The organism is Pedobacter sp. UC225_65 (assembly GCF_042698365.1).
Lineage (GTDB): Bacteria > Bacteroidota > Bacteroidia > Sphingobacteriales > Sphingobacteriaceae > Pedobacter.
Genome location: NZ_CP170550.1, coordinates 3,361,797 through 3,387,566 on the forward strand (window position 1 = coordinate 3,361,797; position 25,770 = coordinate 3,387,566).

The 25,770-nt window shown below is 39.1% G+C and carries 28 protein-coding genes and 1 pseudogene; 16 read left to right on the forward strand and 13 right to left on the reverse strand.

Annotated elements, in window-relative coordinates; genetic code table 11:
• From ACFJIZ_RS17690 to ACFJIZ_RS17715, 6 genes and pseudogenes are all read right to left on the reverse strand, one after another.
• On the reverse strand, positions 1–3,321 hold the full coding sequence (locus ACFJIZ_RS17690; protein ID WP_379087022.1) for a PDZ domain-containing protein: 3,321 nt from the start codon (positions 3,319–3,321) through the stop codon (positions 1–3).
• Positions 3,322–3,359: 38 nt separating this feature from the next.
• Positions 3,360–4,322 (reverse strand): M20/M25/M40 family metallo-hydrolase, encoded by a 963-nt coding sequence (locus tag ACFJIZ_RS17695; protein WP_379087025.1) that lies wholly within the window; start codon positions 4,320–4,322, stop codon positions 3,360–3,362.
• Positions 4,323–4,405: 83 nt separating this feature from the next.
• Positions 4,406–4,666 carry a hypothetical protein gene (locus ACFJIZ_RS17700; RefSeq protein WP_379087028.1) on the reverse strand — a complete coding sequence of 87 codons (261 nt, stop codon included), beginning with the start codon at positions 4,664–4,666 and terminating at the stop codon, positions 4,406–4,408.
• Between the two features lie 51 nt (positions 4,667–4,717).
• A complete protein-coding gene (locus tag ACFJIZ_RS17705) occupies positions 4,718–6,544 on the reverse strand; it encodes a M61 family metallopeptidase (protein WP_379087031.1) in 1,827 nt (608 codons plus the stop codon).
• A 92-nt stretch (positions 6,545–6,636) separates the two neighbouring features.
• A pseudogene (locus ACFJIZ_RS17710) lies at positions 6,637–7,514 on the reverse strand (DUF4407 domain-containing protein).
• A 1-nt stretch (position 7,515) separates the two neighbouring features.
• Complete coding sequence (locus ACFJIZ_RS17715) at positions 7,516–7,749, reverse strand: DUF4407 domain-containing protein (RefSeq protein ID WP_379087034.1); 234 nt, start codon at positions 7,747–7,749, stop codon at positions 7,516–7,518.
• Positions 7,750–7,928: 179 nt separating this feature from the next.
• Here ACFJIZ_RS17715 and ACFJIZ_RS17720 point away from each other — a divergent pair, with 179 nt between their 5' ends.
• From ACFJIZ_RS17720 to ACFJIZ_RS17750, 7 genes are all read left to right on the forward strand, one after another.
• Positions 7,929–8,324, forward strand: coding sequence for a hypothetical protein (locus ACFJIZ_RS17720; protein WP_379087037.1), 396 nt, complete (start codon positions 7,929–7,931; stop codon positions 8,322–8,324).
• Positions 8,325–8,342: 18 nt separating this feature from the next.
• Positions 8,343–8,963 carry a hypothetical protein gene (locus ACFJIZ_RS17725; protein ID WP_379087040.1) on the forward strand — a complete coding sequence of 207 codons (621 nt, stop codon included), beginning with the start codon at positions 8,343–8,345 and terminating at the stop codon, positions 8,961–8,963.
• Complete coding sequence (locus tag ACFJIZ_RS17730) at positions 8,963–9,319, forward strand: hypothetical protein (protein WP_379087043.1); 357 nt, start codon at positions 8,963–8,965, stop codon at positions 9,317–9,319. The genes ACFJIZ_RS17725 and ACFJIZ_RS17730 overlap by 1 nt, the downstream gene beginning before the upstream one ends.
• The gene (locus tag ACFJIZ_RS17735) at positions 9,307–10,101 is read left to right on the forward strand and encodes a PQQ-binding-like beta-propeller repeat protein (protein ID WP_379087046.1); all 795 of its coding nucleotides are present in this window, start codon (positions 9,307–9,309) and stop codon (positions 10,099–10,101) included. The genes ACFJIZ_RS17730 and ACFJIZ_RS17735 overlap by 13 nt, the downstream gene beginning before the upstream one ends.
• A gap of 20 nt (positions 10,102–10,121) precedes the next feature.
• Positions 10,122–11,618: a hypothetical protein gene (locus tag ACFJIZ_RS17740; protein WP_379087049.1), complete on the forward strand. Its 1,497-nt coding sequence runs from the start codon at positions 10,122–10,124 to the stop codon at positions 11,616–11,618.
• A gap of 35 nt (positions 11,619–11,653) precedes the next feature.
• Complete coding sequence (locus ACFJIZ_RS17745; protein WP_379087052.1) at positions 11,654–11,971, forward strand: rhodanese-like domain-containing protein; 318 nt, start codon at positions 11,654–11,656, stop codon at positions 11,969–11,971.
• Positions 11,972–12,061: 90 nt separating this feature from the next.
• Positions 12,062–12,247 (forward strand): DUF6358 family protein, encoded by a 186-nt coding sequence (locus tag ACFJIZ_RS17750; protein ID WP_379087055.1) that lies wholly within the window; start codon positions 12,062–12,064, stop codon positions 12,245–12,247.
• Between the two features lie 30 nt (positions 12,248–12,277).
• Here the strand turns inward: ACFJIZ_RS17750 and ACFJIZ_RS17755 are convergent, their stop codons facing one another.
• A complete protein-coding gene (locus ACFJIZ_RS17755) occupies positions 12,278–13,330 on the reverse strand; it encodes a dipeptide epimerase (RefSeq protein WP_379087058.1) in 1,053 nt (350 codons plus the stop codon).
• Between the two features lie 74 nt (positions 13,331–13,404).
• On the opposite strand from ACFJIZ_RS17755, the gene ACFJIZ_RS17760 reads away from it, so the two are divergent.
• Together ACFJIZ_RS17760 and ACFJIZ_RS17765 are read left to right on the forward strand one after the other, a co-directional pair.
• Complete coding sequence (locus ACFJIZ_RS17760) at positions 13,405–14,538, forward strand: hypothetical protein (protein ID WP_379087060.1); 1,134 nt, start codon at positions 13,405–13,407, stop codon at positions 14,536–14,538.
• A gap of 155 nt (positions 14,539–14,693) precedes the next feature.
• The gene (locus ACFJIZ_RS17765; protein WP_379087063.1) at positions 14,694–15,638 is read left to right on the forward strand and encodes a hypothetical protein; all 945 of its coding nucleotides are present in this window, start codon (positions 14,694–14,696) and stop codon (positions 15,636–15,638) included.
• 13 nt (positions 15,639–15,651) lie between these two features.
• On the opposite strand, the gene ACFJIZ_RS17770 is transcribed toward ACFJIZ_RS17765, so the two are convergent.
• The 3 genes from ACFJIZ_RS17770 to ACFJIZ_RS17780 form a co-directional block, all read right to left on the reverse strand.
• On the reverse strand, positions 15,652–16,254 hold the full coding sequence (locus tag ACFJIZ_RS17770; protein ID WP_379094098.1) for a rhomboid family intramembrane serine protease: 603 nt from the start codon (positions 16,252–16,254) through the stop codon (positions 15,652–15,654).
• Between the two features lie 4 nt (positions 16,255–16,258).
• On the reverse strand, positions 16,259–17,158 hold the full coding sequence (locus tag ACFJIZ_RS17775) for a hypothetical protein (RefSeq protein ID WP_379087065.1): 900 nt from the start codon (positions 17,156–17,158) through the stop codon (positions 16,259–16,261).
• Between the two features lie 65 nt (positions 17,159–17,223).
• A complete protein-coding gene (locus ACFJIZ_RS17780; protein WP_379087068.1) occupies positions 17,224–18,000 on the reverse strand; it encodes a M14 family zinc carboxypeptidase in 777 nt (258 codons plus the stop codon).
• A gap of 146 nt (positions 18,001–18,146) precedes the next feature.
• Between ACFJIZ_RS17780 and pepT the strand changes: the two genes are divergently transcribed.
• Entirely contained in the window at positions 18,147–19,400 is a 1,254-nt protein-coding gene (gene pepT / locus ACFJIZ_RS17785) for a peptidase T (protein WP_379087071.1), read from the forward strand.
• A gap of 38 nt (positions 19,401–19,438) precedes the next feature.
• Here pepT and ACFJIZ_RS17790 read toward each other — a convergent pair whose 3' ends face one another.
• Together ACFJIZ_RS17790 and ACFJIZ_RS17795 are read right to left on the reverse strand one after the other, a co-directional pair.
• Entirely contained in the window at positions 19,439–20,047 is a 609-nt protein-coding gene (locus ACFJIZ_RS17790) for a class I SAM-dependent methyltransferase (RefSeq protein ID WP_379087074.1), read from the reverse strand.
• Between the two features lie 117 nt (positions 20,048–20,164).
• Positions 20,165–20,371 carry a YtxH domain-containing protein gene (locus tag ACFJIZ_RS17795; protein WP_379087081.1) on the reverse strand — a complete coding sequence of 69 codons (207 nt, stop codon included), beginning with the start codon at positions 20,369–20,371 and terminating at the stop codon, positions 20,165–20,167.
• A gap of 155 nt (positions 20,372–20,526) precedes the next feature.
• Between ACFJIZ_RS17795 and ACFJIZ_RS17800 the strand changes: the two genes are divergently transcribed.
• From ACFJIZ_RS17800 to tsf, 6 genes are all read left to right on the forward strand, one after another.
• Positions 20,527–20,895 carry a hypothetical protein gene (locus ACFJIZ_RS17800; RefSeq protein WP_379087084.1) on the forward strand — a complete coding sequence of 123 codons (369 nt, stop codon included), beginning with the start codon at positions 20,527–20,529 and terminating at the stop codon, positions 20,893–20,895.
• A 60-nt stretch (positions 20,896–20,955) separates the two neighbouring features.
• Complete coding sequence (locus tag ACFJIZ_RS17805; RefSeq protein ID WP_379087087.1) at positions 20,956–21,495, forward strand: ORF6N domain-containing protein; 540 nt, start codon at positions 20,956–20,958, stop codon at positions 21,493–21,495.
• Positions 21,496–21,811: 316 nt separating this feature from the next.
• Entirely contained in the window at positions 21,812–22,255 is a 444-nt protein-coding gene (gene rplM, locus ACFJIZ_RS17810; RefSeq protein WP_379087090.1) for a 50S ribosomal protein L13, read from the forward strand.
• Positions 22,256–22,272: 17 nt separating this feature from the next.
• Positions 22,273–22,659 (forward strand): 30S ribosomal protein S9, encoded by a 387-nt coding sequence (gene rpsI / locus ACFJIZ_RS17815; protein WP_055133169.1) that lies wholly within the window; start codon positions 22,273–22,275, stop codon positions 22,657–22,659.
• Between the two features lie 20 nt (positions 22,660–22,679).
• A complete protein-coding gene (gene rpsB, locus ACFJIZ_RS17820; protein WP_379087094.1) occupies positions 22,680–23,525 on the forward strand; it encodes a 30S ribosomal protein S2 in 846 nt (281 codons plus the stop codon).
• A gap of 96 nt (positions 23,526–23,621) precedes the next feature.
• Entirely contained in the window at positions 23,622–24,467 is an 846-nt protein-coding gene (tsf, locus tag ACFJIZ_RS17825; RefSeq protein WP_379087097.1) for a translation elongation factor Ts, read from the forward strand.
• A gap of 49 nt (positions 24,468–24,516) precedes the next feature.
• On the opposite strand, the gene ACFJIZ_RS17830 is transcribed toward tsf, so the two are convergent.
• Positions 24,517–25,716, reverse strand: coding sequence for a metallophosphoesterase (locus tag ACFJIZ_RS17830; RefSeq protein ID WP_379087100.1), 1,200 nt, complete (start codon positions 25,714–25,716; stop codon positions 24,517–24,519).
• Positions 25,717–25,770 lie beyond the last annotated feature (54 nt).

The window sequence follows — 25,770 nt, forward strand, 5'->3', positions numbered from 1 at the left end:
CTATTGTCCTCTTATTGGATCTTTAGGTTTTGCAACATTAGGGTATTTATAGGTTTTCATCTCATCTTGAAGCACTTTAATGGTGCGTTCTAATTGAGGTACTCTACCTTCCAATAGGTCTTTCGGAGTCTGCTCTACAAAAATATCAGGAGCAACGCCTTCATTTTCGATGATCCATTTGCCATTGGTATCATAAATACCAAAGTTTGGAGAAGTTATTCTACCACCGTCCAAAAGGTTCGGATAACCACTGATTCCTACTAAAATACCCATGGTGGTACGGCCTACCAATTTGCCCAAGCCTTTAAACCTGAACATATATGGCATCGCGTCGCCACCAGAACCTGCATTTTCGTTGATCAACATGGCTTTTGGACCAAAGATGCCATTACCGGGAGTAGTAAAGCTCTTACCATCTCTAATGCCCCAATAACTGATCAGGTCGCGGCTTAAGAGGTCGATTACATAATCGGCTACTGAGCCACCACCATTGTTACGTTCGTCTAACAACAACGCTTTTTTGTCCATTTGAGAGAAATAATACCTGTTGAAACTGGTATAACCTTCAGCACCGGTATTTGGCATGTACACATAGGCAATTTGGCCATCGCTAAGTTGATCTACACGTTTTCTGTTTCTTTCTACCCATTCGGTTTTGCGCAAGTCCATCTCGCCTGCTATGGTAATTGGTACCACCACCACTTCTCTGGCGCCAACCAAACTAGGTTTGTTGTTTACTTTAATGGCTACTTGTTTGCCCGCTTTAAAATCGAAAAGGCTATAGATCGAAGTTTCTGCAGTAAGTGGCACACCATCAATTGCAACGATAAAATCGCCCTCATTAATGTTCAATCCAGGTTCTGCCAATGGAGCTTTAAAGCTTGGATTCCAATCTAAACGGTTAAAGATCTTGCTGATTTTATAAAAACCATTCTCTATCTGGTAATCTGCACCCAGCATCCCCACCGAAACCGATGGCGCACTAGGTTCGTCACCTGGATAGATATAATTATGGCCCACTACCATCTCGCCCATCATTTCATTGAATAGGTAGGCAAGGTCTAATCTATAGTTTACATAAGGTAAAAACTTTTCATATTTCTTTTTCATTGCCGGCCAATCTGTACCATGCATGTTTTCGGCATAGAAATATTCTTTTTCCATATGCCAAACTTCATTGAACATCTGTTTCCACTCGGCTACTGGATCTACCAAAACTTTAATACCGTCCAATTTGATCTTTCCAGCTTCTGATGAGGCAGGTTTTTGAGCAGCAGGGACAATAAAGTAGCTTCCTCTAGAGGTATACATCATGGTTTTTCCATCAGCACTTACCGTTGCACCATACACGCCAGGCATTAAAACGGTAGTTTCCATCTTGCTCAAGTTTAAGGTGCTCAATTCGCCGTTTCGGATAAACAATAGCTGTCCATCTACATCACCAAAAATGCTGGATAAACCATTGGCAGGAATGGGTAATGAAATGATGCGGTTATTCAAATTGTCAAGATCGATTTCAACTGGTTTTACCGCATCAGCAGGTTTTGCTGGTGTTGCAGGTTTGTCTTTACTGTCTTTTGCGTCTTTCTTTGGCTCTTCCTTTTTCGGTTCTTCTTTTTTAGGAGTTGGCTCATCTGCTTTTACCGTTTCTTCATCGCTTTCTGTTTTATACAGTGAAGGAGTTTTCTTTGATAAGATCAAAGCATAAGCATTATAGTTTGGCGAATGCTCGTAGGCCGACATGTGCAGACCACTATTGGTTAAGCCCACATTTGTACTGGCTAAGAAGAACAGGTATTTACCATCTTTACTAAAGCTTGGTCCAACGGCATTACTCATGCCGTCCGTTACCTGCGTATGCGTCTGTTTCTCTAAATTGAAAAGGAATACCGCACTTACCGTGTTTGGTAAAGTTGCTACATACGAAATCCATTTAGAATCTGGCGACCACGTAGGTTGAAGTGAATTGTAAGTCCTGTTGGTTGTTGAACCTAGTTTATCTTGTTTAATCAAAACTGGTTTACGGTCGTTGATGTCGATGTAGAACAAATTCAAGTGACTATCGCCATAAAAAAGCTTTTTACTGTCTGGCGACCAAGTAGGTTGAAAATAAAAATGAGTATCACCCAAATCAATATACTCTGGAGCGCCTTTGGTAACTTGGTTCTGTAGAACAAGTTGGTATTTTCCATTTTTATCTGATAAATATGAGATATATTTTCCATCTGGCGACCAGCCTGGATATTTCTCATAACTCCCTGGCGAATTGGAAAGATTTCTGGCATCGCCCTTCTCTTTTGGTACAGAAAAAATCTCACCACGGCTTTCGAATAATGCTCTTACGCCTTTTGGAGAAATCTCAAAATTGCGTACATCGCTTGCCAGATCTATATAACGTGGACGTTTATAAGGCGCATCGGCTTGGATGCTAATGTTAAGCGTAGTTACCTTATTGGTACTCGGATCTAATAGATTGATTTTACCTCCTTGTTCAAAAGCCAAGGCACCTTCACCTGCGGTTAACGATTTGATGTCGAAATCTTTGTAATTGGTCAGCTTTTCTACTTTTTTGCTTTTGGTATCATAGCTGTAAAGGTTTAAAGTCAAATCTTTATCGTTCAAGAAATACACTTTGTTACCCAACCATTGTGGTTTAACGTTATTGGCCCCAGTTCCTGGAATAATTTCAATATCGTTTGTTTTGGTATCGAAGATCCAGATCTGAGGCATACCTCCACCACGGTAACGCTTAAAGGCTACGTTAGAACGATCAGTTGGATCGGTGTTCTTGATGTAGGCCCAATAACGTTTATCGCTTGATGGCGAGCCCTGAACAGCTTCTGGCATCGGTAAGGGTTTTTCGTTTTTGCCATCAATGCCAATGCTATGCATTCTTGAAGTCAATGCATATTTATAGTCTCTGGTTGATGTAAAATAAACCTCGTTGTTGTTCAACCAACCTTTTACCAGATCAGCACTTGGATGGTAGGTTACCCTTTTTGGCTCACCCCCATAAATGGAAATGGTGTAAATGTCGGTATTGCCATCATAGTTGCCTGTAAATGCAATCTGTTTCCCATCTGGAGAAAATATCGGACTAGTTTCTACGGCAGGGTTTACAGTTAATCTTCTAGGGTTGCTTCCATCCCTATTGGCGATCCAGATGTCTCCACCGTATACAAAGGCCAAGTTGCTGTTGCTAACTGTGGGACTTCTTAACAATAGGGTCTCGCCGGTTTGCGCTACTGCAGGCTGTATGGCCTGCATCGACAACAAAGCGGTGCCTATTAGTGAGAGACCAATTGATTTAAAAACTTTCATAAGGTTAAATAGTGTTGTTTTAGGGTAAATTGTGTTGTTTATTGGTTTAATTTTGGAATTCTTGATGGAGTATCAATGCCTTTAACAATGCTTACTGCACTTTTGGCAATTGCTTTAATGGTTGATAAAATGTTCTCTACATCCAACGTTCCGTACTCATCACTTACTTGGTGGTAATGTTTATCCGTGTCAATCTGGTCGGTACTAATGGTATGTGCCGGTACACCCAAAGCTGCCAAAGTAGCATTGTCACTACGGTAAAACAAGTTCTGCGAAATGTAAGGATCTGGGTGGAAAGTAAATTCAGTACCTTCTAGGTTTTTCTGTAAGATCTTTCCGAAATCTGATTTATCATAACCCGTAATGAAAGCGGTGTTTTTACCAAATTTACTGTCTTTACCGATCATTTCGATGTTGAACATGGCCACTACATCATCAGGGTTTAATTGTTGAGAGAAGTAACGCGCGCCAAAACCACCAATTTCTTCAGCAGTAAAAGCCACGAAGATCAAAGTACGTTCGTTATTGTTTAGTTTTTTGTAGTACTTGGCCAAAGCGATCATTGCCGATGTACCAGAAGCATCATCGTCGGCACCGTTCATGATGCTATCTCCTTCTTTAGGTTTAACGATACCCATATGGTCATAGTGACCAGAAAAGATGACCAACTCTTTAGCTTTTGATTTTCCTGGGATAACACCAGCTACGTTAAACAAAGGCATTTTGGTTACCGTGTTTTTTAATTCTACTTTAAAGTCTTTGGCAATGTTGTCTAAACCAAGGATGAAAACCATAGCTGCAGTTTTTGCAGGATTGATATCATCTACCATTGTACCTCTTGAAGAACCTGCTTTAAGACGTTTAAAGTCTTCTGCAAATTTGGCATCAACCAATACGATCTGTTTCTTGCCAGCTCTTCCTAGTGTTCTGTATTGAGCCATAAAGGTTTTTTCGGGATCAAGTTTAATCCAACCATCACTGTTGGTCTGGTCAAAGGTCAATTGCTCATTGTTATGCCCAGCTACGTATACATTATCGTTAGCAATGGTTTGTCCATCAATGGTAACCTGTGCCGAAGCAGGCTTCAGTTGGTATTTGTAAAAGGTTTGGCGGTAACCAGAAGCACCAGCAAGAGGTTTAAGTCCGATTTGTTTGAACTCACTTTCGATAAACGTAGCCGCTTTGTCGATCCTGGCGAGAAGGTTGCTCTCCCCTGCATTTCATCACTACTTAAGGTTTTGATCAAATGGTCTACATAGTCTTTGGTTATGATCTTATTAATGTCTTGGGCCGAGGCAACAGTAGCTGCAAACAGCAAGAATAGCGTGTAAAGTGTTTTTTTCATCAGTTGTATTTTTATAATAGTTAGGGTCGGAATTAACCGAATTTAGTTTGATTATTTAATTTTTGTCTGCAGCCAATTGTCTCTGAATGTCTGCATTGCAGGTGTAAGTACACCACCAGTTTTTTCTATAGAAACAAGCTCTAGGGCTGGGTTTTCTGCAAAAGTAAGTTTGGTGGTTTTTTCTTGCCCGTTATAGCTATAGGTAATGGTGATCACATCACCAGGTTTGTGTGCGTCTGTTACTTTGGTTAAAGCGGCTTGGTCTTTAATTTCTACCCCATCGGCTGTTAATAAAATGGCACCAACATCTAAACCAGCATTATAGGCAGGTGTGCCTATGGTGGTTTGAGGCAAAGCTGCTTTTTCGTTTTCGAAAGTCAATCTACCTAAACCTGTGTACGCCTTATCAGGATTTGATTTGCGCAATACATAACCAGCATTGAGCAATAATTTGGCATAATCATTCTTGGCAGTTCCATAAATGTAATTTTTGAAGAAATCTGCTGCAAATGTTGGGTTTTTGGTCAATTGGCCTAGTGTTTTTTGTAGGTCTGGAACGGTATATGCAATTTCTGGTTTACCATAAGCTTTCCATAAGGCACGCATATAATCGTCTAGTGTAAGGTTAAACTCTGCCCTTAAACGAAGGTCTAATGCTAAGGCAACCGCTGCACCGTAAGTATAATAAGAAGTAAAGATGTTTCCTTTGTTGGTTTGGTCTATGGCTACACCGGCATCTGCAAAAACAGCATATCTACTGGCTGCTATTGGTGAGAAGTTTTTAGCACCTGGAGAATTTAATACACTATTTACCAATCCATTAAAGGTTTGTGCCGCATTATCGGTTGTTCTAAATCCTGCCCTTGTCAATAAAAGATTGCCATAATATTGTGTAAATCCTTCGGCCAACCACAGCTCATCACTTACATTGGAGTGCTCAAAATTGAACGGCTCTAAGGTTTTTGGTCGCAAGCGTTCAACATTCCAGGCGTGGAAAAACTCATGTGAAAAAGTACCTAGCAAATTGGACTCGTTACCTGCAATTTTTGGAGTACGTTGTACAATCGAAGTAGAGTTTCGATGTTCCATTCCATCACCTGCGTAGGTTGGATACACATCGTGTAGAAAATAATAATTGCCGTAATCGAAATTAGGCAACTCTCCCCAAACCATCATTTGCTCAGCCACCATTTTCTTTAACATTTCTGCATAACGGTCAATAGTTTGTTGTTCGTCGTTAGAATGAGAAACTACATGTATGGTTTGAATCTTGCCATCAGGGTTTTTGACTTGCCAGCTCGCTGTATTGTAGGCAGAAATCTCTATGGGGCTATCCATAAAGTATTGGAAGTTGGGCGCATAATATTTGTCCTGACCCATTGGTTTGAGTTGGGTAGCCACTTTCCAGTTTGGTTTTTCAGCATAGTCGAATTTCACGATACGCGGTCTTTTGTCCATCCCGATAGGGAAAGCAAAAGTTGCAGGAATATTCATATGGGCATGGGTTTCGTCAAAACCGGCATAAGTGCCGTCGATCCAATTGCCAAATAAGGTATAGGTCACTTTTACACTCGTACCATGGGTTGGAATTTCGTAAACATCGCCTGCGGGTTGTTTTAAGGCCAATGCTTTGCCAGAGGCATCAAAAGCCTTGAAGTTGTAAACATTTTTACCAAACTCGTGGGTGGCATATCTGCCAGGTGATGAACGGGCCATGCGAACTTTTAAAGGTCCGGCAGGTACATTTGGAATGGTCATGCTGATCTGCGCCTCGTGATGGATTGCATTTTTAAAACTAACCTCGTAGCTAATTTCCTGTTGTGCATTAACAGCGGTAGCCATTGCAATTAAATGAAAGGCAAGTATAATTTTCTTCATAAATCTAAATATTGCCTCAAGGTACTGCTATTCGGTAAAAACTACAAATTGTACGCAAATTAATACCAGTTCTGTTGCATTTGCAAGGCCAATTATTCTTCTTGGTTCAGTTCTCTAATGGCACTTTTGCGGATCAGTTCCTTCCGTTTTTCTATTTCGGTACTTACCCTTGTTTCGTGGATACCATCAGCCACTTCTACCTCAAACTCTCGTTCTTTGTTAGATTGATGTACTTGTGAGATTTCTAGATTTTCTACAGACTGGTCATAAGGACCACGACCGCTCATCAGCTTTACAAAAACAGGTAAACACTCAAAGAAAATGAACAATAGGCCAATAAAGGTAACCGCAATAGCTGTGTTGGTGTCCCTTGTTCCGTCAACATTAAAGCTCAGCTGTCCAAGTGCCCAATTTCTATCGGCAAAACCAGCAATATTGCTTAAGCTGTCTAATTGTTTTTTGGTGTAAAGCTTTTCGCTCAGTAAACCATCAAACTGTTTTCTACCATCCACAAATTTTTCTAGGCTACGTACATCCTGCGACAATGTATCTAGATTTTGTTGTCTCTGTTTAAGACTTGCTTCTTTCATCTTGGCATAAGGGCCATAACCCATTACCCCCGATGTTTCGGTCGTTTTGTTACCGAAGGTCTCAAAGTTGAGTTTCTGTCTATCAGATTTGATGGCTGCGGCCAACGAGTCGCGTTGTGCTTTGGCATCTTTGAGCTTGTTCAGCTCAATGGTATATTTTTTATCAAAGGCTTTGTTGAGGGTATCGATTTTTGAACGCTGTCCATTAAGGTAGCTTACGTTTAATCGCTCTTTGATTCTTTGTCGAAAATTTTTAGTTCTAAGGGCCTGGAAATCACCATGCCGATCATAATGGCCAAAAGAATCCTCGGTGTTGCCTGTAAGATCTGTTTGTTGGTGCTCGCGTTTTTATTGATACTGGATACGATATAACGGTCCATGTTAAAAATGGCCAATCCCCAGATCGACTCCAAAAAACAAAGCGAACAACCAAGCGAAATCTCCCCCTTTGAATACAAAATACATGGCGTAACCACCAGAAAGTGCGGCAAATAATCCTGTAAAAAATATCGTTGCACCTATGCCAAGGTATTTATTATGCTCTGTGGGGTGCTTTTCTAAAGTGGAGATATGCGCACCAGAGCAAAACCAAAAGAAACGAGAGATGTCATTCATGAAATTAACCGATTAATCAAGATTTACTATTAAACGCTCATTAACCCAACTTGTTACACCCAGCGCTCTAAAAATGAATTGCGTACGTGTTATTGGGTATACTAAAATACCAAATTGCGGGTATTTAAACAGCGGCTAATTTGGCCCAATTTTGAAAGCATCAATAAACGCTTTCTGTAATGAAAAATCTATTCCTCCTTAAAAACTACTTATTTGCCTTTGGCGTATTGGTTATTTCTTTGGGCACTTTTCAGGCCCATGCACAAAAGAGACCTGTACTTACAGAAGAAGAGCAGGTGCAAGAAGCCGTAACGAAAGAAATAAGTGAACTGTTTAAAAGCACTGATTTTCTAAAAAAGAAAAACAAAAAATTCAATGAGGTAAAGGGCTATGTGGTAGTAGATATGGCCGTGGTACAAAATGGCAAAGTTTCCTCTTTTTTCAAGGTAGATAGTGACATCAAGAATATTGATTTCATTGAATATGTATCCGACCTGGTATTGAAGCAGAAATTCGAGTTCAAACTGCCCAAGCAGCAACGCTACAAAATTAGACAAACCATAACTATCGAATAATATCAAAAACTAAAAACCATGAACAAAAAATTACTCGCATTAACCTTACTCCTATCCCTTAGTTTAGGAGCCGTACATGCACAACTTGGTAAACTGATCGGTGGTGGCAAAGCCAGCAAAAAATCAGGAAACTTTAAAACAGTTTGGGAATCAGAATTTGCGAACAAGGCCAACAGATTATCCATGATCAACCAGCAAGGTACATTTGTACTAGGCTCTGACGATAACTCAGCAACTGTTCTAGATGGAGACGGCAAGCAAATCTGGGAAGGTGATTTCAAAAAGATCACGACCAATAAAACCAATAACTCTGAATTCCAATACTACATCAAAAGTGTAGATGGTGGTTACCTTTTCCTTTTCGACAGCAGAAAATTGGGTACTGATCGTGTAGCCGTAATCGACGTGAAAACAGGGAAAGAGATGTGGAACTCTGAAAACTATCAGAACCTGCTTTCTAAAGATGGTGGTCCAGTAGAAACCGTTAACTACATCAACGAACTGGATGCTTTTATGATTGCCCAAAAAGATGGGTTGAACATGGTAAAGGCAAAAACTGGAGAAAAATCTGGGAAACGAAATTGTTTAAGGGGAGTATCGGCAAATATGTTTACGATAGAAGCAAAAACGAAATCGTAATGATTAACTATAAACCAACAGCACTAGCGGCATTGTTTTCAGGATTTAAAAATCAATTGGTTAAGATCAATGCAGCCAATGGAGAGATTTTATGGGATGCCACTTTTAGGGGTACGATTGAAAAGAAACTGATCTCTAGAGAAGCCCTGGTCAACTTGGATATCAAAGGAAATAAGGTTTTCTTATGGTTAGATGGGCTGCAATGTTTCAATCTGGATAATGGACAAAAGGTTTGGGAGGTAGAATACGAAAACGACATGAGCAAGTCGTCGGGCATATTGGGCAACCGATCTAAAAAAGGAATCTATGGAACTTTGGCCGACCCATCTTTACCAAAGACGCGGTGTATATCGTAATCTTCGCCAACCGTAGTCGCACAAAATATGTAGAAAAACACGACCTGGAAACAGGTAAGCTGATTTGGGCTTCAGAAAAAATTGCGGGTGCATTTTCTATGCCCCATATCTACAGAACAAACAATAGGGTAATGGTTCAAGTTGGAGGTAAAGTGGAAGTCCAAGAGATTGAAACCAGGAGAACCACCAGTGGAACCGAAACAGAATACAAGATCTATACAGACTACATCAACCAAAAAAATGGGATCCTTTCTTTAGATGATAAAACAGGACAAACCGTGTGGCGTTCAGAGCGATTTGATAAACGCATTACCGATATGATCATCAACGAGGATAAAACAGTTTTTGTTGGGGATGGCGATGAGTTTTATGCTTATGATATTGAATCTGGCAAACAATTGTTTGATGTAAAACACAATGATGCAAGAGTAGGTAAAGCAACGGATGTGATCGATTTTGGAGAAACCGTGGTTGTCCTATCAGAAAAAGGATTGGCCAGTTACCAAAAGGCAGACGGCAAAAGGGTTTATGCTACAGATAAATTGCCTGATGTTGATTTCTTCTACGAAATTGGTGGTAATTACTTTTTGCGCAACCAAAAGAATTCCAAAAATGTAATCTATGGGGTTGACATGAGCAATGGCGCCATCAAAGGAAAAGTAGAATCAAAAGGGAAAGGTGGAAGTGAAAGATATGGTGATGGTATTGATATTACAGATGATGGAGAGTTTATCTTCGCTTTCAAAGGTAAAAAAGTAGAGAAAATAAAGGTCAACAACTAGTTGTGTAAACAACATTGTTTATGGTTCGGTTGCAGGATTACCTGCAGCCGTTTTTTATAACTGAAAACCAAATCAACAATGAACAAAATCTTCTTTTTCCTTTTACTTGGGCCATTATTTGCTCAGGCCCAACAAGTGCAGTATGCCAGCAAGGTGCTCAAATATTCGTCGGATCAGGCGGAAAACTGAATAGCGTAAAGCGTATTTTAGGTAAACCAGATGCTTTTCCGCAGGGTGGACCAAGTGCCAATGCTTGGGTGGCTAAAGATGCTTTGGGCAATGCCTATGTAGATGTTGAGTTTGAACAAGCACAGACTGTAAAACAGATTGCCGTGTTCGAAAACCTAAATGCAGGTTGTATAACCCGAGTTATGGTGGGCGATGCTTCTGGCAAACTCCATACCGTAAATAAAAAACAAGGTGGTTTTGTAAGATGGATGAATACTTTGCGGTCGAAAGGAAATGCAGACAGGGCTTATTATTTTAATAGAAAGAGACGCAAGATAGAAGTCGCCCCCAATGTAGAAAGCAATGCAGATATTGCCTATTTTATCTTGGATGTACCGGAGAATAACGTGAAGATTGTGCGTATAGAATTCAATTTTTCGTTAAAGCCAGGGCAAAAACAAATCGACGCCATTGCCATTTCTGACAGTGAAGTTCCGATACAACCACAAATTAACCTGATTCCTGAAGCTGAAAAACTGGGCAATGCCGAAAAACTGGTTTATGCACCAGATAACGATTACGACCTGAGCTCAATCTTCATCCTCGAAAATGACCTATTCTACACCATTAGCAGGTACGAAAAAGCAAGCGAGATCCATGCTATTGATCTGACACACCCAAAAGAAATTGTAGATGTAACCAAAAAGATCAGAAATGACAAAAGGCTCAATTACATTTTTGGTTATGCTCCGGCAACCCAAACATTGCTGATGGGCAGTGAGAACAAGTTCAGAAGAGATGGGGATGTGTTAGGTTTTGATTTTTTTAACCTGAATGAAGGGATATTTACCTATCAAAAACCCTTAAAAGTAGTGGCCTATACCAATTATGGCGATTATGCAGATGTATTTTTGACAAAGGACGGCAAACGTATTATTTTTGGAATAGAGTCTGACTTGACCCAAGGGGGATATGACCTTTATTTTACCCAGCCCAAAGATGAAGATACCTACGGCCTGCTTCAAAACATGGGCAAAGGATTAAATACTGCTGCCGATGAAACCAATCCTTTTATTTTAAGCGATAATAAAACATTGATCTTTGCCAGTAATGGTTATAGTGGTTATGGAGATTTTGATCTATATGTAAGCGCGAGGTTGGATGATACCTGGAAAAATTGGTCTACCCCTAAAAACCTGGGACCAAAAGTAAACGGACAAAGTTTTGATACCAGTCCCTTTTACGATGAAAGCACAGAGATGCTTTATTATGTTTCTTTCAGGGATGGTGTGTCGGTTATCCAAAAAGTCAAAATTCCGATGGCACAATTAACAACAGCTTCGCAATAAGTGTTTTTTGTATATTTGTAAAAAATATAAAGAACATGAAAGAGATTTCGGTACAAGAACTTAAACAAAAGATAGATAACAAAGAAGATTTTCAATTGATCGATGTGAGAGAAACTTTCGAGTATGAAACTTCAAATCTTGATGGTGTAAACATCCCATTGGGCGGTATCTTAATTGAAACTGAAAAAATTGCTACAGACAAACCTGTAATTGTACAATGCCGTAGTGGTAAAAGAAGCGCTGCCGCAATTATGCAATTAGAGCAGATGCATGGCTTTGATAACCTGTATAACCTTAAAGGAGGGATTTTAGCTTGGCAAGAAGCTTTTGATCCAAATATGCCAGTTTATTAATTTTGAATGGGCGAATTTTGAATGAGTGAATAGGAGATTTTGCCTATTCCATCGTTCAAAACTCCTTCCTTCAGTCATTATTTCTCACTTATGGGTAAAAAAATTGCCATCAATGTATTCTATAACTTAGGTTTGATCCTCTCTATTTTTGGAATGGGATGGGCCTTTAACAACAACAGCTGGCTGATTGTTGCTTTTTTTGCTGCAACATTTGCCGCTTTCTTATTCTTTAAGATCCAATTGCTTAAAGATGTTAGAAAAGACATCAGAAAATAAAATACAGATGCTGACCTCGCTAAACTGGGGTCAGCATTTTAATTTAAGCTTAAGAAGGAAATAATTCAGGTCAATCCCAGTTAGCCCTAAACCAGGTTGGTTGTTTAAGATATATCTGCCCTCTTTCATCTCTGGTGCATCAAATGGATTGTTTTTGGTTAACCAAGGTCCGTCCAAATCTGCCCAATCACATAAGGGCGCAAGTGCTGCTCCGGCCAAAGTAGCAATAGAGGTTTCACTCATACAACCAATTAAGATCTTCATCCCAAAACTTCTTGCTTTTAATATCATTTGATGGGCTTCGTACATTCCGGCACTTTTCATCAATTTGATATTGATGCCATGATAGGCACCTCTTAGTCCATCCATATCAGCTAAACGCTGCACTGCTTCATCAGCCAAGATTGGTATCGGGCTGCGTTGGGTAAGCCAAGTATTGCCCTCTAGGTTATTTTTGTCCATTGGTTGCTCAATCAGCAATACCCCTTGGTCGTGTAGCCAATAACACATCTCAATAGCTTGTTTCCTATCACTCCATCCTTGGTTGGCATCCACATATAAAGGTAAGTTGCTTACACTTCTGATCGTTTGGATCAGCTCCTTATCATTGTCTCTACCCAATTTGATTTTTAACACCTTGAACCCTTTTGCATCTGCAACCTTTTCTTTGATCACTTCAGGGCTATCAATGCCAATGGTGTAAGAAGTGATGGGCATCTTGGCAGGGTCAGCTCCATAAATGGCAGCGCAAGACTGATTTAAGATTTTGCCATTGATGTCGTTTAAGGCAATGTCAATAGCGGCCTTTACAGCAGGGTTTCCAGGAGCCAATTGATCTAGGTATTGATGGATTTCGGCAAAATCAAAAGGAAATTGAAACCTGCTCCAGTCTACCTTGGCCAAAAAAGCGTTGGCCGAAGCATAACTTTCGCCCATATAAGGCACCATGCTTGCCTCACCATAACCTGTAAAATCTTTGTAATTGACCTTTAAAAGCAATAATGGGGTACTTGTTCTTGTAAATTTCGAAATCGAAAAAGGATGTTTTAATTCTAGTTCAAATTCTTTGCAACTTATTTTCATTTTAAATCGTCTTGTTATTAAAAGGGATGGATCCTCACCTATATTTGTATCCGATAACGCTAAATCCTATTGTTATGAAAACCAGTTCAAGATTACGGTATTTTATTTATTTATCCATACTAATTGTTGGATGTACCACCGGAAAAAAAGCTTTGCAAAAAGGAAACTACGATGCTTCAGTATCAAAAGCTGTAGACCGTTTAAAGAACTCGCCAAAAAATACAGAAGCGTTACAGGTTTTAGAAACAGCGTATGAGTTGGCCCTAAAAGACCACCTCAGAAAAATAGATGATGCAAAACTATCTGCCAATGTATTAAGGTGGGAGTCTATCCTTGCAGATTACCAACAGATCAACCAATTGGGAGAGGAAATCAACAGTTGTCCATCATGCCTAACCGTGGTTCCAAATCCACAGCGATTTGTAAGGGAAGTAGAAGACACCAAATATAAAGCTGCAGAGGTAAGATATACTTTGGGTATAAAGATGATGAACGAAAATACCCGTACCAGTGCAAAAAATGCCTATTATAGTTTTGAAAAAGCCCAGCAGTTATACCCAAACTATAAAGATGTAAAAGATAAGATCGAAGATGCTTATTGGGCTGCTGTAGTAAAGGTAGTTGTACAGCCTGTAGTGGTTAACAGTAACTATTATAAACTGAGCAATCAATATTTTCAACAGCAGATAGACCAGTTTATGGCCAACTACCAGAAAAATAAATTCGTTATCTTTTATTCAGAACAACAAGCCAGTAAACAAAGAATTACGCCTGATCAAGTGTTGAGTTTAAATTTTGATGATTTTGTAGTAGGCCAGACTTATGTAAAAGAAAGGGTTGAAAAACTTAAAAAAGATAGTGTAGTGATTGGGGAAACCAGGGCTAATGGAAAGATTTACGGAACCGTAAAAGCAACCTTGAGCATTTTCGACAAAAGAGTTTCTTCTTCAGGTTTATTAGACCTGACCATTACAGATTGGACAAGCCGTAAGGTCATCAAAAGACAAAAACTACCTGGAACTTTTGTATGGCAAGACAGTTGGGCAAGTTATAAAGGCGATGAACGTGCATTGAGCAAACAACAGCTGCAAATGACCAAAAGAAGAGAATCTTTACCACCACCTCCAGATGCGCTTTTTGTAGAATTTACCAAACCTATCTACGCACAGTTGGTTGATGAGATTGGTTATTTCTATAACAGGTATTGATTTTATTGATGCTGAATAAAATGAAGAATCTCTATAGTTTGCGCTATAGAGATTTTTTGTTTTACACCAAATGTTGCCCAGCTTAAAAGTAATGCGAACGTTAAAATATCTAGATAAGGATGGGCACTAAAAATATATTAGCTAATATTGCAGCAATGAATACTGCCCTGTACAACCCATTCAAAAACTTTGATTTTAAGACCGATAAATGCTTTTTAAGTGGTGATGGTTTTACATCACCCTTGGTAACCATTAACGTTTTGCCAGATTGGCTGCTGTCTATGGCCAACCTTACCGGGAATGAGCAGATCCAATTGTTGGACGAAACCATCCGTACCTATAAAAGTTTGGTGGTGCCTTGCAACAGTACAGTATACGACCAGTTTGTATCTCCTTTGGAAGATAAAGTGGCTTTAGCTTTTGGTAAAGGTTATGCGGGTGTTTCTGCCCTGCCAGAACAAGACCTGTTCAATTGGATCGGTAAACTAATGTACAGCTTTTTGTATATCGAAATGCAGGGCGCTATTCGCTTGCAGCAATTAAGTGGCGATGGCATGAACATGTCGCAGGGATTGATGCATAAGTTTGGTAACCTACATACCATGCTACAAAGCATTTATCGTGAGGTAGTGTTAGAAGATTTTACACCTTGGTCTATTGTGGTTGTGCCTTTAACAGATACCGATACCGCATTTAGTTTTAGGGACGAGATCAACACCTTGACTTTCTCTTTAAAATTTAAGGATTTTGGTATCATCGCCTGTTTACAAGATAATGGAACCAATAAAAGGTATCATCAAGGGTTATTGGATTTCATCAAAGAGCAACCTTTATCTACCCAACAGTTTGAAGAGATTGCTGCCCGTTTTTTCTATTCGGCCTATTTGTTTAACCGCTTGCCAGAATACAATATCATACCCGTAAATGATGTGGTTTATATTGATGCTATGCCCTTAAGAGGTACACAAAATAAAGCAATCTTTGATGCTTGGGCCAACAAAACCTATGGACAGGTGTTAGAAAACTTTTGGAAACCTTGGGGCCATACCTTGTTCGAGATCATTAAGGGTACCTACCGCACCAATGAGCTATTTTGCTGAACCCCACCTACCCCTAACCGAATAGTTTTTCTAAGAAATAAGGGATTATTCCAGGTACAAAAATTACGGTAAAGATCAATCCAGTTAAGGCACCGAAAAAATGGGCATCGTGTCCGATATTGTCTTTTGCATTTTTAGACATGTACCAAGAGTAGACCAGGTAAAGTACAGCAAACACAATGGCAGGCATGGGGATGAACATTACACCAATGATACTTAAGGGCTCAAATAGAATATAACTGAACAATACCGCACTAATTGCGCCAGATGCGCCTAAGCTATTGTACCAGAAATGGTCTTTGTGTTTGATCACAGTAGGAATATCACTCAAGATCAAACTCAAAATATAGAGCAATCCAAACTGCCAATGGCCGATCATCATTTCTAACTTAAAAGCGAAGAAAAAGAAGGTAAACATATTAAAGAACAAGTGCCCCCAATCGGCATGGATCAATCCGCTGGTGATAAAGGTATATAGCTTTTTGCCTTTGCTTACCGTATAGGGATGCATCATAAACTTACCATACACCTGTGGGTCGTTAAAGGCATAAATGCTCGTTACAATGGTAAAGAGAAATATGATAGAAGCTACAGGAGTGTCGTTAAGATATTGCATCATGTTATTTCAAATTGAGTTTGATGTCTTGTTTAAGCCTTCCAATAGGATAGCGCATATAGGTTTTTTCGTAATAGTCGGAATTTTTATACACAAAATCTAATTGCATCCTTCCACTTTTGGCCAATTCAGGGTTTTTCAGTTTTTCAGCTTCTAGTTTTTGTTTCAGCTCAGGGTCCTTTTTCAAAAGTTCTGCTGCGGTATCCTCAAAAACGTAAGAAGAATAGCCCTCCTTTTGTCCTAAGATAGAGTCGAAGAAGTTCCAGTTGAAAAACGAATCAATCGCTTGAGGTTCCAAGGTTTCTACAATATAACGGTTGTTTGGTTGATTTACATATACCACATAATCGCCGGCATAAAATTGCACTTTTTGCAGCATTGGGTTCAATACCACTGCCGAGTGTTGGTAATGTCCCTCGTAAGGGCGTGTACCAGTCTTCATATCACCAATGTAGTACATCTCCAAATCCAGTTTGGTGTCAGCCGTTAATTGTTGCATTTTAACGTTGTTCAGTTTCAATAACTCGATTACCCTATCCCAAGCTTTTGGAATAACATAGGCAATCGGTTTGGTTACGGTCAAACTTGGCTCAAACTGGTCCCAATATTTTATTTTTTTGGTGTAAGGGTCATTTCGGTCGTAATACAAACGATCGGTCCCACTTACCTCACTTGGTTTCTTTTTGCCTACATAACCTTTAAAATCGATACTGTCGTAAACCGAGCGGTTTAACTTCCAATCTAATGGAAATACGGTCTGCTGGGTGGTAAATTCATCAGCTTTGCGTTTGTTTTCGCCAATTACTTTTGCATCACGAACAATGATGTCGATGTAGGTCTGCAATAATTTATAGGTCGATTCTACACGTTTATCGAAGGTTTTGAGCATGTGCGTTTCTGGCATAAAACCAATTGTATTGTGTAGTGCAGCATAACCAGTAGAATATCTTGGCGATTCGATGTAACCTGTTATTCCAGCATCTGGCGTTTCGTTGATAGAGTTGACATAAGGATCAACTCATAACCTTTGCCCTTCATCTGGCTATAAAGATCAGGCACCATGGTTTTGGTGAGGTAACTCGATAAAATTGGGTTCAATTTGTCTTTTTGGGTAGGAATCAATGTCATGGTGTATTGATAATCCGCTCCATTACTGGTATGTGTATCTACAAATATTTCAGGCTGCCAAGTGTTAAAAATCTGTTGAAATGCCTGTGAGTTTTTAGAATCGGTTTTGATGAAATCCCTATTCAGGTCGTAGTTTTTACTATTACCTCTAAAACCATAGGCAACAGGCCCATTTTGGTTTGCCCTCGAGGTACCACTGCGGTTATGGCTACCATCGATGTTATATACTGGGATGATACAGATCACCACATCTTCAGGTAGTTTATTTCCTTTTAATAAGTCTCGAGACAGCATCATACTCGCATCTATACCTTCTGGTTCTCCAGGATGGATACCATTGTTGACCAAGAAGATCCTCTTATTGCTTTTTCTTAATGCACTGGGATCAAATATGCCCTTTTTAGATAAAACCAAAAGATGTAAAGGCTTCCCGAAATCTGTACTTCCATAGGTAAATAATTTTGCCTGTTGTGGAAATGCTTTGGCCAAACCTTCGTAAAAGGCGATGGCTTCGGCATAGGTTGTGGTTTCTTTTTTGTTGCTACGCTCAAAAGGCGTTTGCTGTGCAAATGATGCCATACTGATCGCCATAAGTGAAAGAAGTAGAAGTTTCTTCATGGTGTAAAATTAAGGTTATGGCACTAAATTACTTTTTTTATTTGAGGCAAACTGTAACATTCTCTTTTCTTCTTTTGAAGGGATTAAAAAACAAGTTTTCTATATAATTGCTATTGCTTGTAGTTTCAATATGCTAATTTTGGTTTATGATTACTTATTCAAACAAAGAACAACAGCTTCAGGAGCGTTTTTTCAGGTATGTAAAAATAGATACCCAATCAGATCCAGCCTCTAAAACCTGCCCATCAACCATGAAACAGAAAAATCTGGGTAAGGTATTGGTTGCAGAGTTATTGGAGATGGGTGTTGAAGATGCGCACTTAGATGAGTTCGGTTATGTATATGGAACCATTCCTGGAAATACAGAAAAGGATGTTCCGGTAATCTGTTTTTGTTCGCATATGGATACCTCACCAGATTGTAGTGGAGCAAACGTAAAACCTATCATCCATAAAAATTATAACGGAGAAGACCTGGTTTTGCCAGACGACCATGCTATCGTTCTAAAATTGAATGAACACAAGGACCTGAAAGATCAGATCGGCAACGACATCATCACGGCAAGTGGTACCACCCTTTTAGGCGCTGATAATAAAGCTGGGTTGGCAGAAATTATGGAAGCTGCCGCTTTTCTGCTAAAAAATCCAGAAATCAAACATGGGACAATCAAAATCCTGTTTACACCAGATGAGGAAATAGGAAGAGGCGTAGACAAAGCCGACCTGAAAAAATTAGGAGCGGATTTTGCATATACCATAGACGGGGAGACACTCGGTTCTATTGAAGATGAAACCTTTTCTGCAGATGGGGTAAAACTGACCATCAATGGGGTAAGTGCCCACCCAGGTTTTGCAAAAGGTAAAATGGAAAGTGCCATTAAAATATTGGCCGATATCTTATCAGCATTGCCCAAAGATAGATTGACGCCAGAAGCAACCAGCGGAAAAGAAGGGTTTATCCATCCGGTAAGTTTCCACGGACAGGCAGAACAAGCTGAGGCGCAGTTCATCATCAGGGATTTTGAAGACGAGTTGCTCGAGCAACATGAAGCTACATTAGAAAACATAGTGAAAGAGATAATGAAAGCCTATCCTAATTCGACGTATGAGTTTAAAGTAACAGCGCAATACCGGAACATGAAAAAGATATTGGACAAGTACCCACAAATTATTGCCAATGGTGTAGAAGCGATAAAAAGGGCGGGCTTAGTGCCTAAAAAGCAAAGTATAAGAGGAGGTACAGACGGATCAAGGCTGTCTTTTATGGGCTTGCCATGTCCAAATATCTTTGCAGGTGAACATGCTTTTCATGGAAAACAAGAATGGGTGTCTGTTCAGGATATGGAAAAGGCAGTGCAGACGATTGTCAATATTGCCAACATTTGGGAAGAGAACGCTTAAAAAATAGCGTTCAGACTAGTATGAGAATCTCTTTATCTTTACACTTTTAAAGACAACCGGGCTAGATATTGATCTTCTCCATCGTCAAAAACAATTTCACATTGCCAGCCGTGTTGGTTTGCAATGTGGGTCAATGTCAGTTGGTCTAGATATAACCAGTTGAACCAATTGCCTTTTTGTTGCTGATATTCGTATCGGTAACTGACCTCTCCAAAATATTTGTTTTCGGGCTTGGGAAGACCTTCATAGAGATAGGAAATGTCTGAGCTGTCAAAGATCAATTGACCATCTGCATGGATGAGGTTTTTTGCCTTGTCCAAAAAATCAGCAAACCCTGCTAAAGTTCCGGTTAAACCAATACCGTTCATTAAAAACAGAAGTGTATCGTATTTGTCGGTGGTTAAAAATATATCTTGCTCTAGGGCTTTTTTAACACCTCGTTGTTGCATGATCTTAACGGCAGGTGCAGAAATATCGATAGCGGTAACATCTATGTCCATTTCTTGCAACAATAAGGCATGGCTACCTACTCCCGCGCCAACGTCTAAGGTTTTTCCATAGCAAAGGGTCAATGCTTTGTGTTCCAGGATCGGGCATTTCTTCTCCATCTCTAAAGAAAATATCGATTGGCATTTCTTCAGGTTCATCGTACGAGTTGTACAACCATAAAATATCAGCGTTGCCTTTTTTGTAAAAATCAGAAAGTGCTAAACCAAAAACATCCATGTTTCAAAGATAGGTATTGCCTTAGCTTATCCTAAAATCTAGGCTCGCACTTTTGCCAAACTATTTTTGACCAGCTCTCCCACTGTACCTAATTTTTCTTTCGAATTGTCTAAAAGATCGCAGAACCAATCACTTACTTTTCCTTTTAATTCATCATTTCTATCTGATGTAAGTGCCAATGCTACCACGGCGCCTACTGCAGCGCCGGCCAATAAACCTGTTAATATTTTCGTTTGCTTTGTCATGATCTTAATATTTATCTATTTAACACAATTGCGACAAACTTGTTTGTCATTTTACGTACATATGTATCAAACGATAAGAAAATAGAACTGGTATGGTAAACTTCTTAGTTGTCAACTACGTTTAAAGATCTGGTAATTATATAATATATATCAAAATGCTTCAAAAGCTCTCTTATTCCAATCTGGTATTGGCCATGGTTTATCTATTGGTGTATTTAAAGAGTGGAACCTTTAATTCTACTGCTGGTATTTTTGTGGTGATTGTGTTCAATTGGCTATGTCTGAGAAGCTATCAGTTGGATAACTATAAATGGAAGATTTGGCATTACCTTACAGGCTTGTGGAGCTTGTATTTTATAGGAACGATAATTTACGGATCTGTATTTATCTTAAGTTCATCACTAGAATATAGTTTTATAAGTAATGATACACTGATCTATTTGTTGATCAGTATTGTTTTTAGCCTGTCTGTACTGTTGCATTTGGGGGTATATGTTAAGGCAAGCTATAAGGCTGTAAGTTAATGGGTTGAAGGTGTTTTCTAAAGGTTGAAATCAAAATATAATTTTATATTTGGTTTACCTATGACTACAAAACTACCTCTCGCAATCGTATCAGATGATATTGTTGTGAACAAGATCTATGAAATCCGAAACCAAAAAGTAATGCTTGATAGAGATTTGGCTGAGCTTTATGGTGTAGAAACAAGAGTGTTAAATCAAGCAGTAAAACGGAATATCGACCGTTTTCCAGAAGATTTTATGTTTCAACTAAATGCAGAAGAATTAGAAAATTGGAAATCACAGATTGTGATATCCAATCGTGAAAAATTTGGGCTTCGTAAAGCGCCTTTTGTTTTTACCGAACATGGTGTTTTAATGTTGTCGAGTGTTTTAAACAGTCAACAGGCCATCCAAGTAAATATCCAGATCGTAAGAATTTTTACAAGATTGAGAAAATTGCTGGAGGGACATAACGAGCTGAAATTGGAGATAGCCGATATTAAAAAGAAGCTGAAGAGCCAAGATAAAAACATAGAACTGGTATTTAGCTATATCGACGAGCTGATAGAAAAGAAGGCCAAGCCAAGAAAACGGATTGGTTTTAAACCAGATGATCTATAATATTCCAATAGGCTTTGATAGGTGCACAAGCTTTGCCATCTAAACTGGATTGGAGCGGCATCTCCCGATTCTTTATCGGGAATATAACGGAAAGCCAGATTGCCATTAAAAGGGGCTATGGTTTTGCTTTTCAAAAGGATATATTTAATTGATTCTGAGCTTTTTTCTTCTCAAAATGTAGGGTGTTGTAAACCATGACTTCTAACTTTCAACTTTTTTTGCCTCAACCCTTTGGTAATTAAAGTATTCTCCCTATCTTTGCAGTCCCTAAAAAACTGGGATAATCAATATTTTTTAACAAATTAAATAAAAGCAAGTGAATACGTTAAGTTACAAAACTGTCTCTGCCAATGCCAAAACTGTTAATAAACAGTGGGTTGTTGTTGATGCTGAAGGAGAGATTTTGGGGCGCTTGTCTTCTAAGATCGCGATGATGATCAGAGGAAAAAACAAGCCAGAGTTTACCCCAAACGTAGACTGCGGTGATAACGTTATCGTTATTAATGCAGACAAGGTAAAATTGACAGGAAACAAATTCGAAGAAAAAGAATATGTTTCATATACTGGATATCCAGGTGGTCAAAAATTCATTTCTCCAAAAGAGTTAATGGCAAAACACCCTACTCGTGTTGTTGAGAAGGCTGTTCGCGGAATGTTACCTAAAAGTCGTTTGGGCAAAAAATTGTACACCAATCTTTTTGTTTACGCAGGTTCAGAGCACCCGCATGCAGCACAATCACCAAAAACCATTAAACTTTAATTAAAAGAGAAAAGAAAATGTCAGTTACAAATACTTCAGGAAGAAGAAAGACTGCAGTTGCCCGTATCTATTTAAAAGAAGGCAACGGCACTATTACCGTTAACGGTAAAGACCACAAAGAATATTTCCCAACATTACCTCTACAATACATTGTTAACCAATCATTCGAAGTTTCTGAATCAGTTGGTAAATTTGATGTAACTGTAAATGTAAATGGTGGTGGAGTAAAAGGACAAGCAGAAGCAGTTCGCTTAGCAATCGCTAAGGCTATTGTTGAATTAGATGCTGAGAAAAAACCAGCATTACGTGCTAAAGGGTTAATGACCCGTGATATGCGTATGGTTGAACGTAAAAAACCAGGACGTAAAAAAGCACGTAAGAAATTCCAATTCAGTAAACGTTAATCTTAAAGGAGACAAACACAATGGCAAGAACTACATATCAAGACTTATTGGATGCAGGTGTACACTTTGGTCACCTTACCCGCAAATGGAATCCGAAAATGGCACCATATATTTTTATGGAGCGCAATGGAATTCACATTATAGATTTAAATAAAACTTTAACTAAAACTGAAGAAGCTGCAGCAGCGATTAAACAAATCGTAAAGTCAGGTCGTAAGATCTTATTCGTAGCTACGAAGAAACAAGCTAAAGAAATCGTTGCTGAGCAAGCAAGAAAAGTAAACATGCCTTTCGTAACCGAGCGTTGGTTAGGTGGTATGTTAACCAACTTTGCTACAGTACGTAAGTCAATTAAAAAGATGGTTACCATCGATAAAATGACTAAAGATGGTACTTACTCTATTCTTTCTAAAAAAGAGCGTTTGATGATCAAACGTGAGCGTATCAAATTAGAAAGCTTATTGGGTGGTATTGCAGATCTAAACCGTTTACCGGCTGCAATTTTCTTAATCGACGTTAAAAAAGAACATATTGCTGTAGCAGAAGCGATGAAATTGAACATCCCAACTTTTGCAATGGTTGATACCAACTCTGATCCATCTAACATCGATTTCCCAATCCCTGCGAATGATGATGCAACTAAATCAATTTTATTGATTACTGACGTTATCATCAAAGCAATTGAAGAAGGTTTAGACGAGCGCAAACGCGAAAAAGATGATGAAGCTGAGAAAGAAGCTGTAGCGGTTAAAGCTGCTGCTGATGCTCCAGAAGCTGCAACACCTAGAGAAGCTGGTGCAAAAAGACCAACTAAAAAAGAAACTGCTGAAGCAGAAGCCTCATCAGAAGATAGTACAGAAGCTTAATTCAGTTATGAGTTACGAGTTATAAGTTTTGGGGTCAAATCCATAACCTGTAACCCGTAACTTTTAACATTTTATAAAATTCATAAAATTTAAAAAATGTCTACAGTACAAATTACTGCCGCAGATGTAAACAAATTACGCCAACAGACCGGTGCCGGTATGATGGATTGCAAAAAAGCATTAGTAGAAGCCAATGGAGATTTCGAAGCTGCTGTTGATTTATTGCGCAAAAAAGGTCAAAAAGTATCTGCCGCTCGTTCTGGTAATGCTACTTCTGAAGGTCAAGTATTGATCAATGTTTCAGCAGATGGCACTAATGGTAAATTAGTTGCTTTAGCTTGTGAAACTGAGCCAGTTTCTAAAGTTGAAGATTTCCGCAATCTTGCTCAGGCTGTTTTAGCTGCAGCAGTTGCTAACAATCCTGCTTCTATTGAAGAATTAGCAGCGATTACATTGGAAGATGGACGTACAGTTGCCGAAACCATTACTGAACTAACCGGTAAAATCGGAGAGAAGATCGTTATTCAAGAGTATGCAAATGTATCTGGTGAAAAAATCGTATCTTATATCCACTCTAATGGTAAAATGGGTGTTCTAGTAGTATTTGAAGGTGCTAATGGCGTAGATATCACTGAAGCTGGTAAAGATGTTGCCATGCAAATTGCTGCAATGAACCCAGTTGCTGTTGATAAAGACGGTGTTGATCCTGCTACTATCGAGCGTGAAATCGAAATTGCTAAAGACGTAATTCGTCAAGAAGGTAAACCAGAAGAAATGGTTGAAAAAATCGCGGCTGGTAAATTGAACAAATTCTACAAAGACAGTACTTTATTAAACCAAGAGTTTGTTAAAGACGGTTCAGTAGATGTTCGTAAATTCTTAGATAACACTGCTAAAGGATTAACTGTTGTTGCTTTCAAACGCGTACAATTAGGTGCTTAATCCGATACTATAATTAAAGAAAAGGCCAGTTAGTTTAACTGGCCTTTTTTTATGCTCTTCTTTTTGCAGTATAACCACCTACTTCTTTTCCCGAATCGTCTAACATTGTAACTTTTATTTCTTTATCATTGACCACAATTTTGGTTAAGGTCCGGTTGCCATCTTTTGGCCCACCACCGATTACCAATGGATAGTTGTTGGCCATTTTATTAGGCTGGTGGATAATGTATTTATGGGTGTGGCCACTTAATACCAAATCAACTTTGCCTTGGTTCAATAAAGGTTCGAACAATTCTGTACAATGTTTTGGTCCATGGGCATCGCCCGAAAAACGTGGTGGAATATGCATTAACACAATCCTGAACGGGGCTTTTTTAAATGCTTTTGAATTGATTTCGGCCTTTAACCAAGCCGCCTGCTCAAGCCGATATTGGTCGAAATCGACAATGCCTGCATACACTGGATGTGCATCTTCTTTATCCTCACCAGTATCTAAGATCACAAAACGAACAGGGCCAAGATTAAAGGCTGCGTGACCTACATGGGTAAAATATTGGGGAAATTCTCTGGCAAACTTTCCACGGGTTTCATGGTTCCCTCTTACATAGATGAAAGGCGTTTTTTTCGCAAATGAATCTACACAAGGTTTGAGCATGTGGTCAATGATCTGTTGCTCGTCTGTTTGATAATCGAAGATATCGCCATTGAAGAAGATAAAATCATTGTTTTTTTCTTTGTCTAGATTGATCAACAGCGGGATGGATTGTGGACGATCATGGATATCGTTCAACATCAAAAATGAAATCTCTGGTTTGGTAATAGCGGGATTGATGAAACTTTCGGTTTCCGAATGCACAGTGTTGCCGTAAGTTAATTTATAAGGTTGAAAATCTTTAATCTCTTTAGAAAAGACCTGATAATAGTAGGTTTTGCCTGGACTTAGGTTTTTAAGTGTAACCGAATTGAGTTTGGTATTCGCTGCTTTTAAACCCAGTTCGGTTTTTCCATAAGCTTTCTGATCTAGATTATTGGCATCTTCCCCATAGGCAACCCAACCTGCTGCAACTTTGTTGGTGAGCCACAGGATCGTCATTTCATTACCAAAGTTGGTCTGTAGATATGGACCAACTGCAATGGCCAACTCGTCTGTAGTCGCGGGTAAATTAGCCATCGTTTGGTTAGGTGCAAGTAAGGTTGCAGCACCTAAAGTTAAACTGGTCTTCAGAAAATTTCTTCGTTGTTGTTGCATTTGGTTCTGATCTATTTTACTTACAGGTTATCAAGCTCAACTCAAATATATGGT

Coding starts and splice junctions, on each gene's coding strand:
- ACFJIZ_RS17705 (WP_379087031.1), bottom strand. CDS start 6,544: ATGAAGAAAATTATACTTGCCTTTCATTTAATTGCAATGGCTACCGCT.
- ACFJIZ_RS17700 (WP_379087028.1), bottom strand. CDS start 4,666: ATGAAAAAAACACTTTACACGCTATTCTTGCTGTTTGCAGCTACTGTT.
- ACFJIZ_RS17795 (WP_379087081.1), bottom strand. CDS start 20,371: ATGACAAAGCAAACGAAAATATTAACAGGTTTATTGGCCGGCGCTGCA.
- ACFJIZ_RS17780 (WP_379087068.1), bottom strand. CDS start 18,000: ATGAAGAAACTTCTACTTCTTTCACTTATGGCGATCAGTATGGCATCA.
- pepT (WP_379087071.1), top strand. CDS start 18,147: ATGATTACTTATTCAAACAAAGAACAACAGCTTCAGGAGCGTTTTTTC.
- ACFJIZ_RS17690 (WP_379087022.1), bottom strand. CDS start 3,321: ATGAAAGTTTTTAAATCAATTGGTCTCTCACTAATAGGCACCGCTTTG.
- tsf (WP_379087097.1), top strand. CDS start 23,622: ATGTCTACAGTACAAATTACTGCCGCAGATGTAAACAAATTACGCCAA.
- ACFJIZ_RS17720 (WP_379087037.1), top strand. CDS start 7,929: ATGAAAAATCTATTCCTCCTTAAAAACTACTTATTTGCCTTTGGCGTA.
- ACFJIZ_RS17745 (WP_379087052.1), top strand. CDS start 11,654: ATGAAAGAGATTTCGGTACAAGAACTTAAACAAAAGATAGATAACAAA.
- ACFJIZ_RS17760 (WP_379087060.1), top strand. CDS start 13,405: ATGAAAACCAGTTCAAGATTACGGTATTTTATTTATTTATCCATACTA.
- ACFJIZ_RS17805 (WP_379087087.1), top strand. CDS start 20,956: ATGACTACAAAACTACCTCTCGCAATCGTATCAGATGATATTGTTGTG.
- ACFJIZ_RS17765 (WP_379087063.1), top strand. CDS start 14,694: ATGAATACTGCCCTGTACAACCCATTCAAAAACTTTGATTTTAAGACC.
- rpsI (WP_055133169.1), top strand. CDS start 22,273: ATGTCAGTTACAAATACTTCAGGAAGAAGAAAGACTGCAGTTGCCCGT.
- ACFJIZ_RS17755 (WP_379087058.1), bottom strand. CDS start 13,330: ATGAAAATAAGTTGCAAAGAATTTGAACTAGAATTAAAACATCCTTTT.
- ACFJIZ_RS17750 (WP_379087055.1), top strand. CDS start 12,062: ATGGGTAAAAAAATTGCCATCAATGTATTCTATAACTTAGGTTTGATC.
- ACFJIZ_RS17740 (WP_379087049.1), top strand. CDS start 10,122: ATGGTTCGGTTGCAGGATTACCTGCAGCCGTTTTTTATAACTGAAAAC.
- ACFJIZ_RS17770 (WP_379094098.1), bottom strand. CDS start 16,254: ATGCAATATCTTAACGACACTCCTGTAGCTTCTATCATATTTCTCTTT.
- ACFJIZ_RS17725 (WP_379087040.1), top strand. CDS start 8,343: ATGAACAAAAAATTACTCGCATTAACCTTACTCCTATCCCTTAGTTTA.
- rpsB (WP_379087094.1), top strand. CDS start 22,680: ATGGCAAGAACTACATATCAAGACTTATTGGATGCAGGTGTACACTTT.
- ACFJIZ_RS17715 (WP_379087034.1), bottom strand. CDS start 7,749: ATGAATGACATCTCTCGTTTCTTTTGGTTTTGCTCTGGTGCGCATATC.
- ACFJIZ_RS17800 (WP_379087084.1), top strand. CDS start 20,527: ATGCTTCAAAAGCTCTCTTATTCCAATCTGGTATTGGCCATGGTTTAT.
- ACFJIZ_RS17775 (WP_379087065.1), bottom strand. CDS start 17,158: ATGCCAGAAACGCACATGCTCAAAACCTTCGATAAACGTGTAGAATCG.
- ACFJIZ_RS17730 (WP_379087043.1), top strand. CDS start 8,963: ATGATTAACTATAAACCAACAGCACTAGCGGCATTGTTTTCAGGATTT.
- ACFJIZ_RS17790 (WP_379087074.1), bottom strand. CDS start 20,047: ATGAACCTGAAGAAATGCCAATCGATATTTTCTTTAGAGATGGAGAAG.
- ACFJIZ_RS17830 (WP_379087100.1), bottom strand. CDS start 25,716: ATGCAACAACAACGAAGAAATTTTCTGAAGACCAGTTTAACTTTAGGT.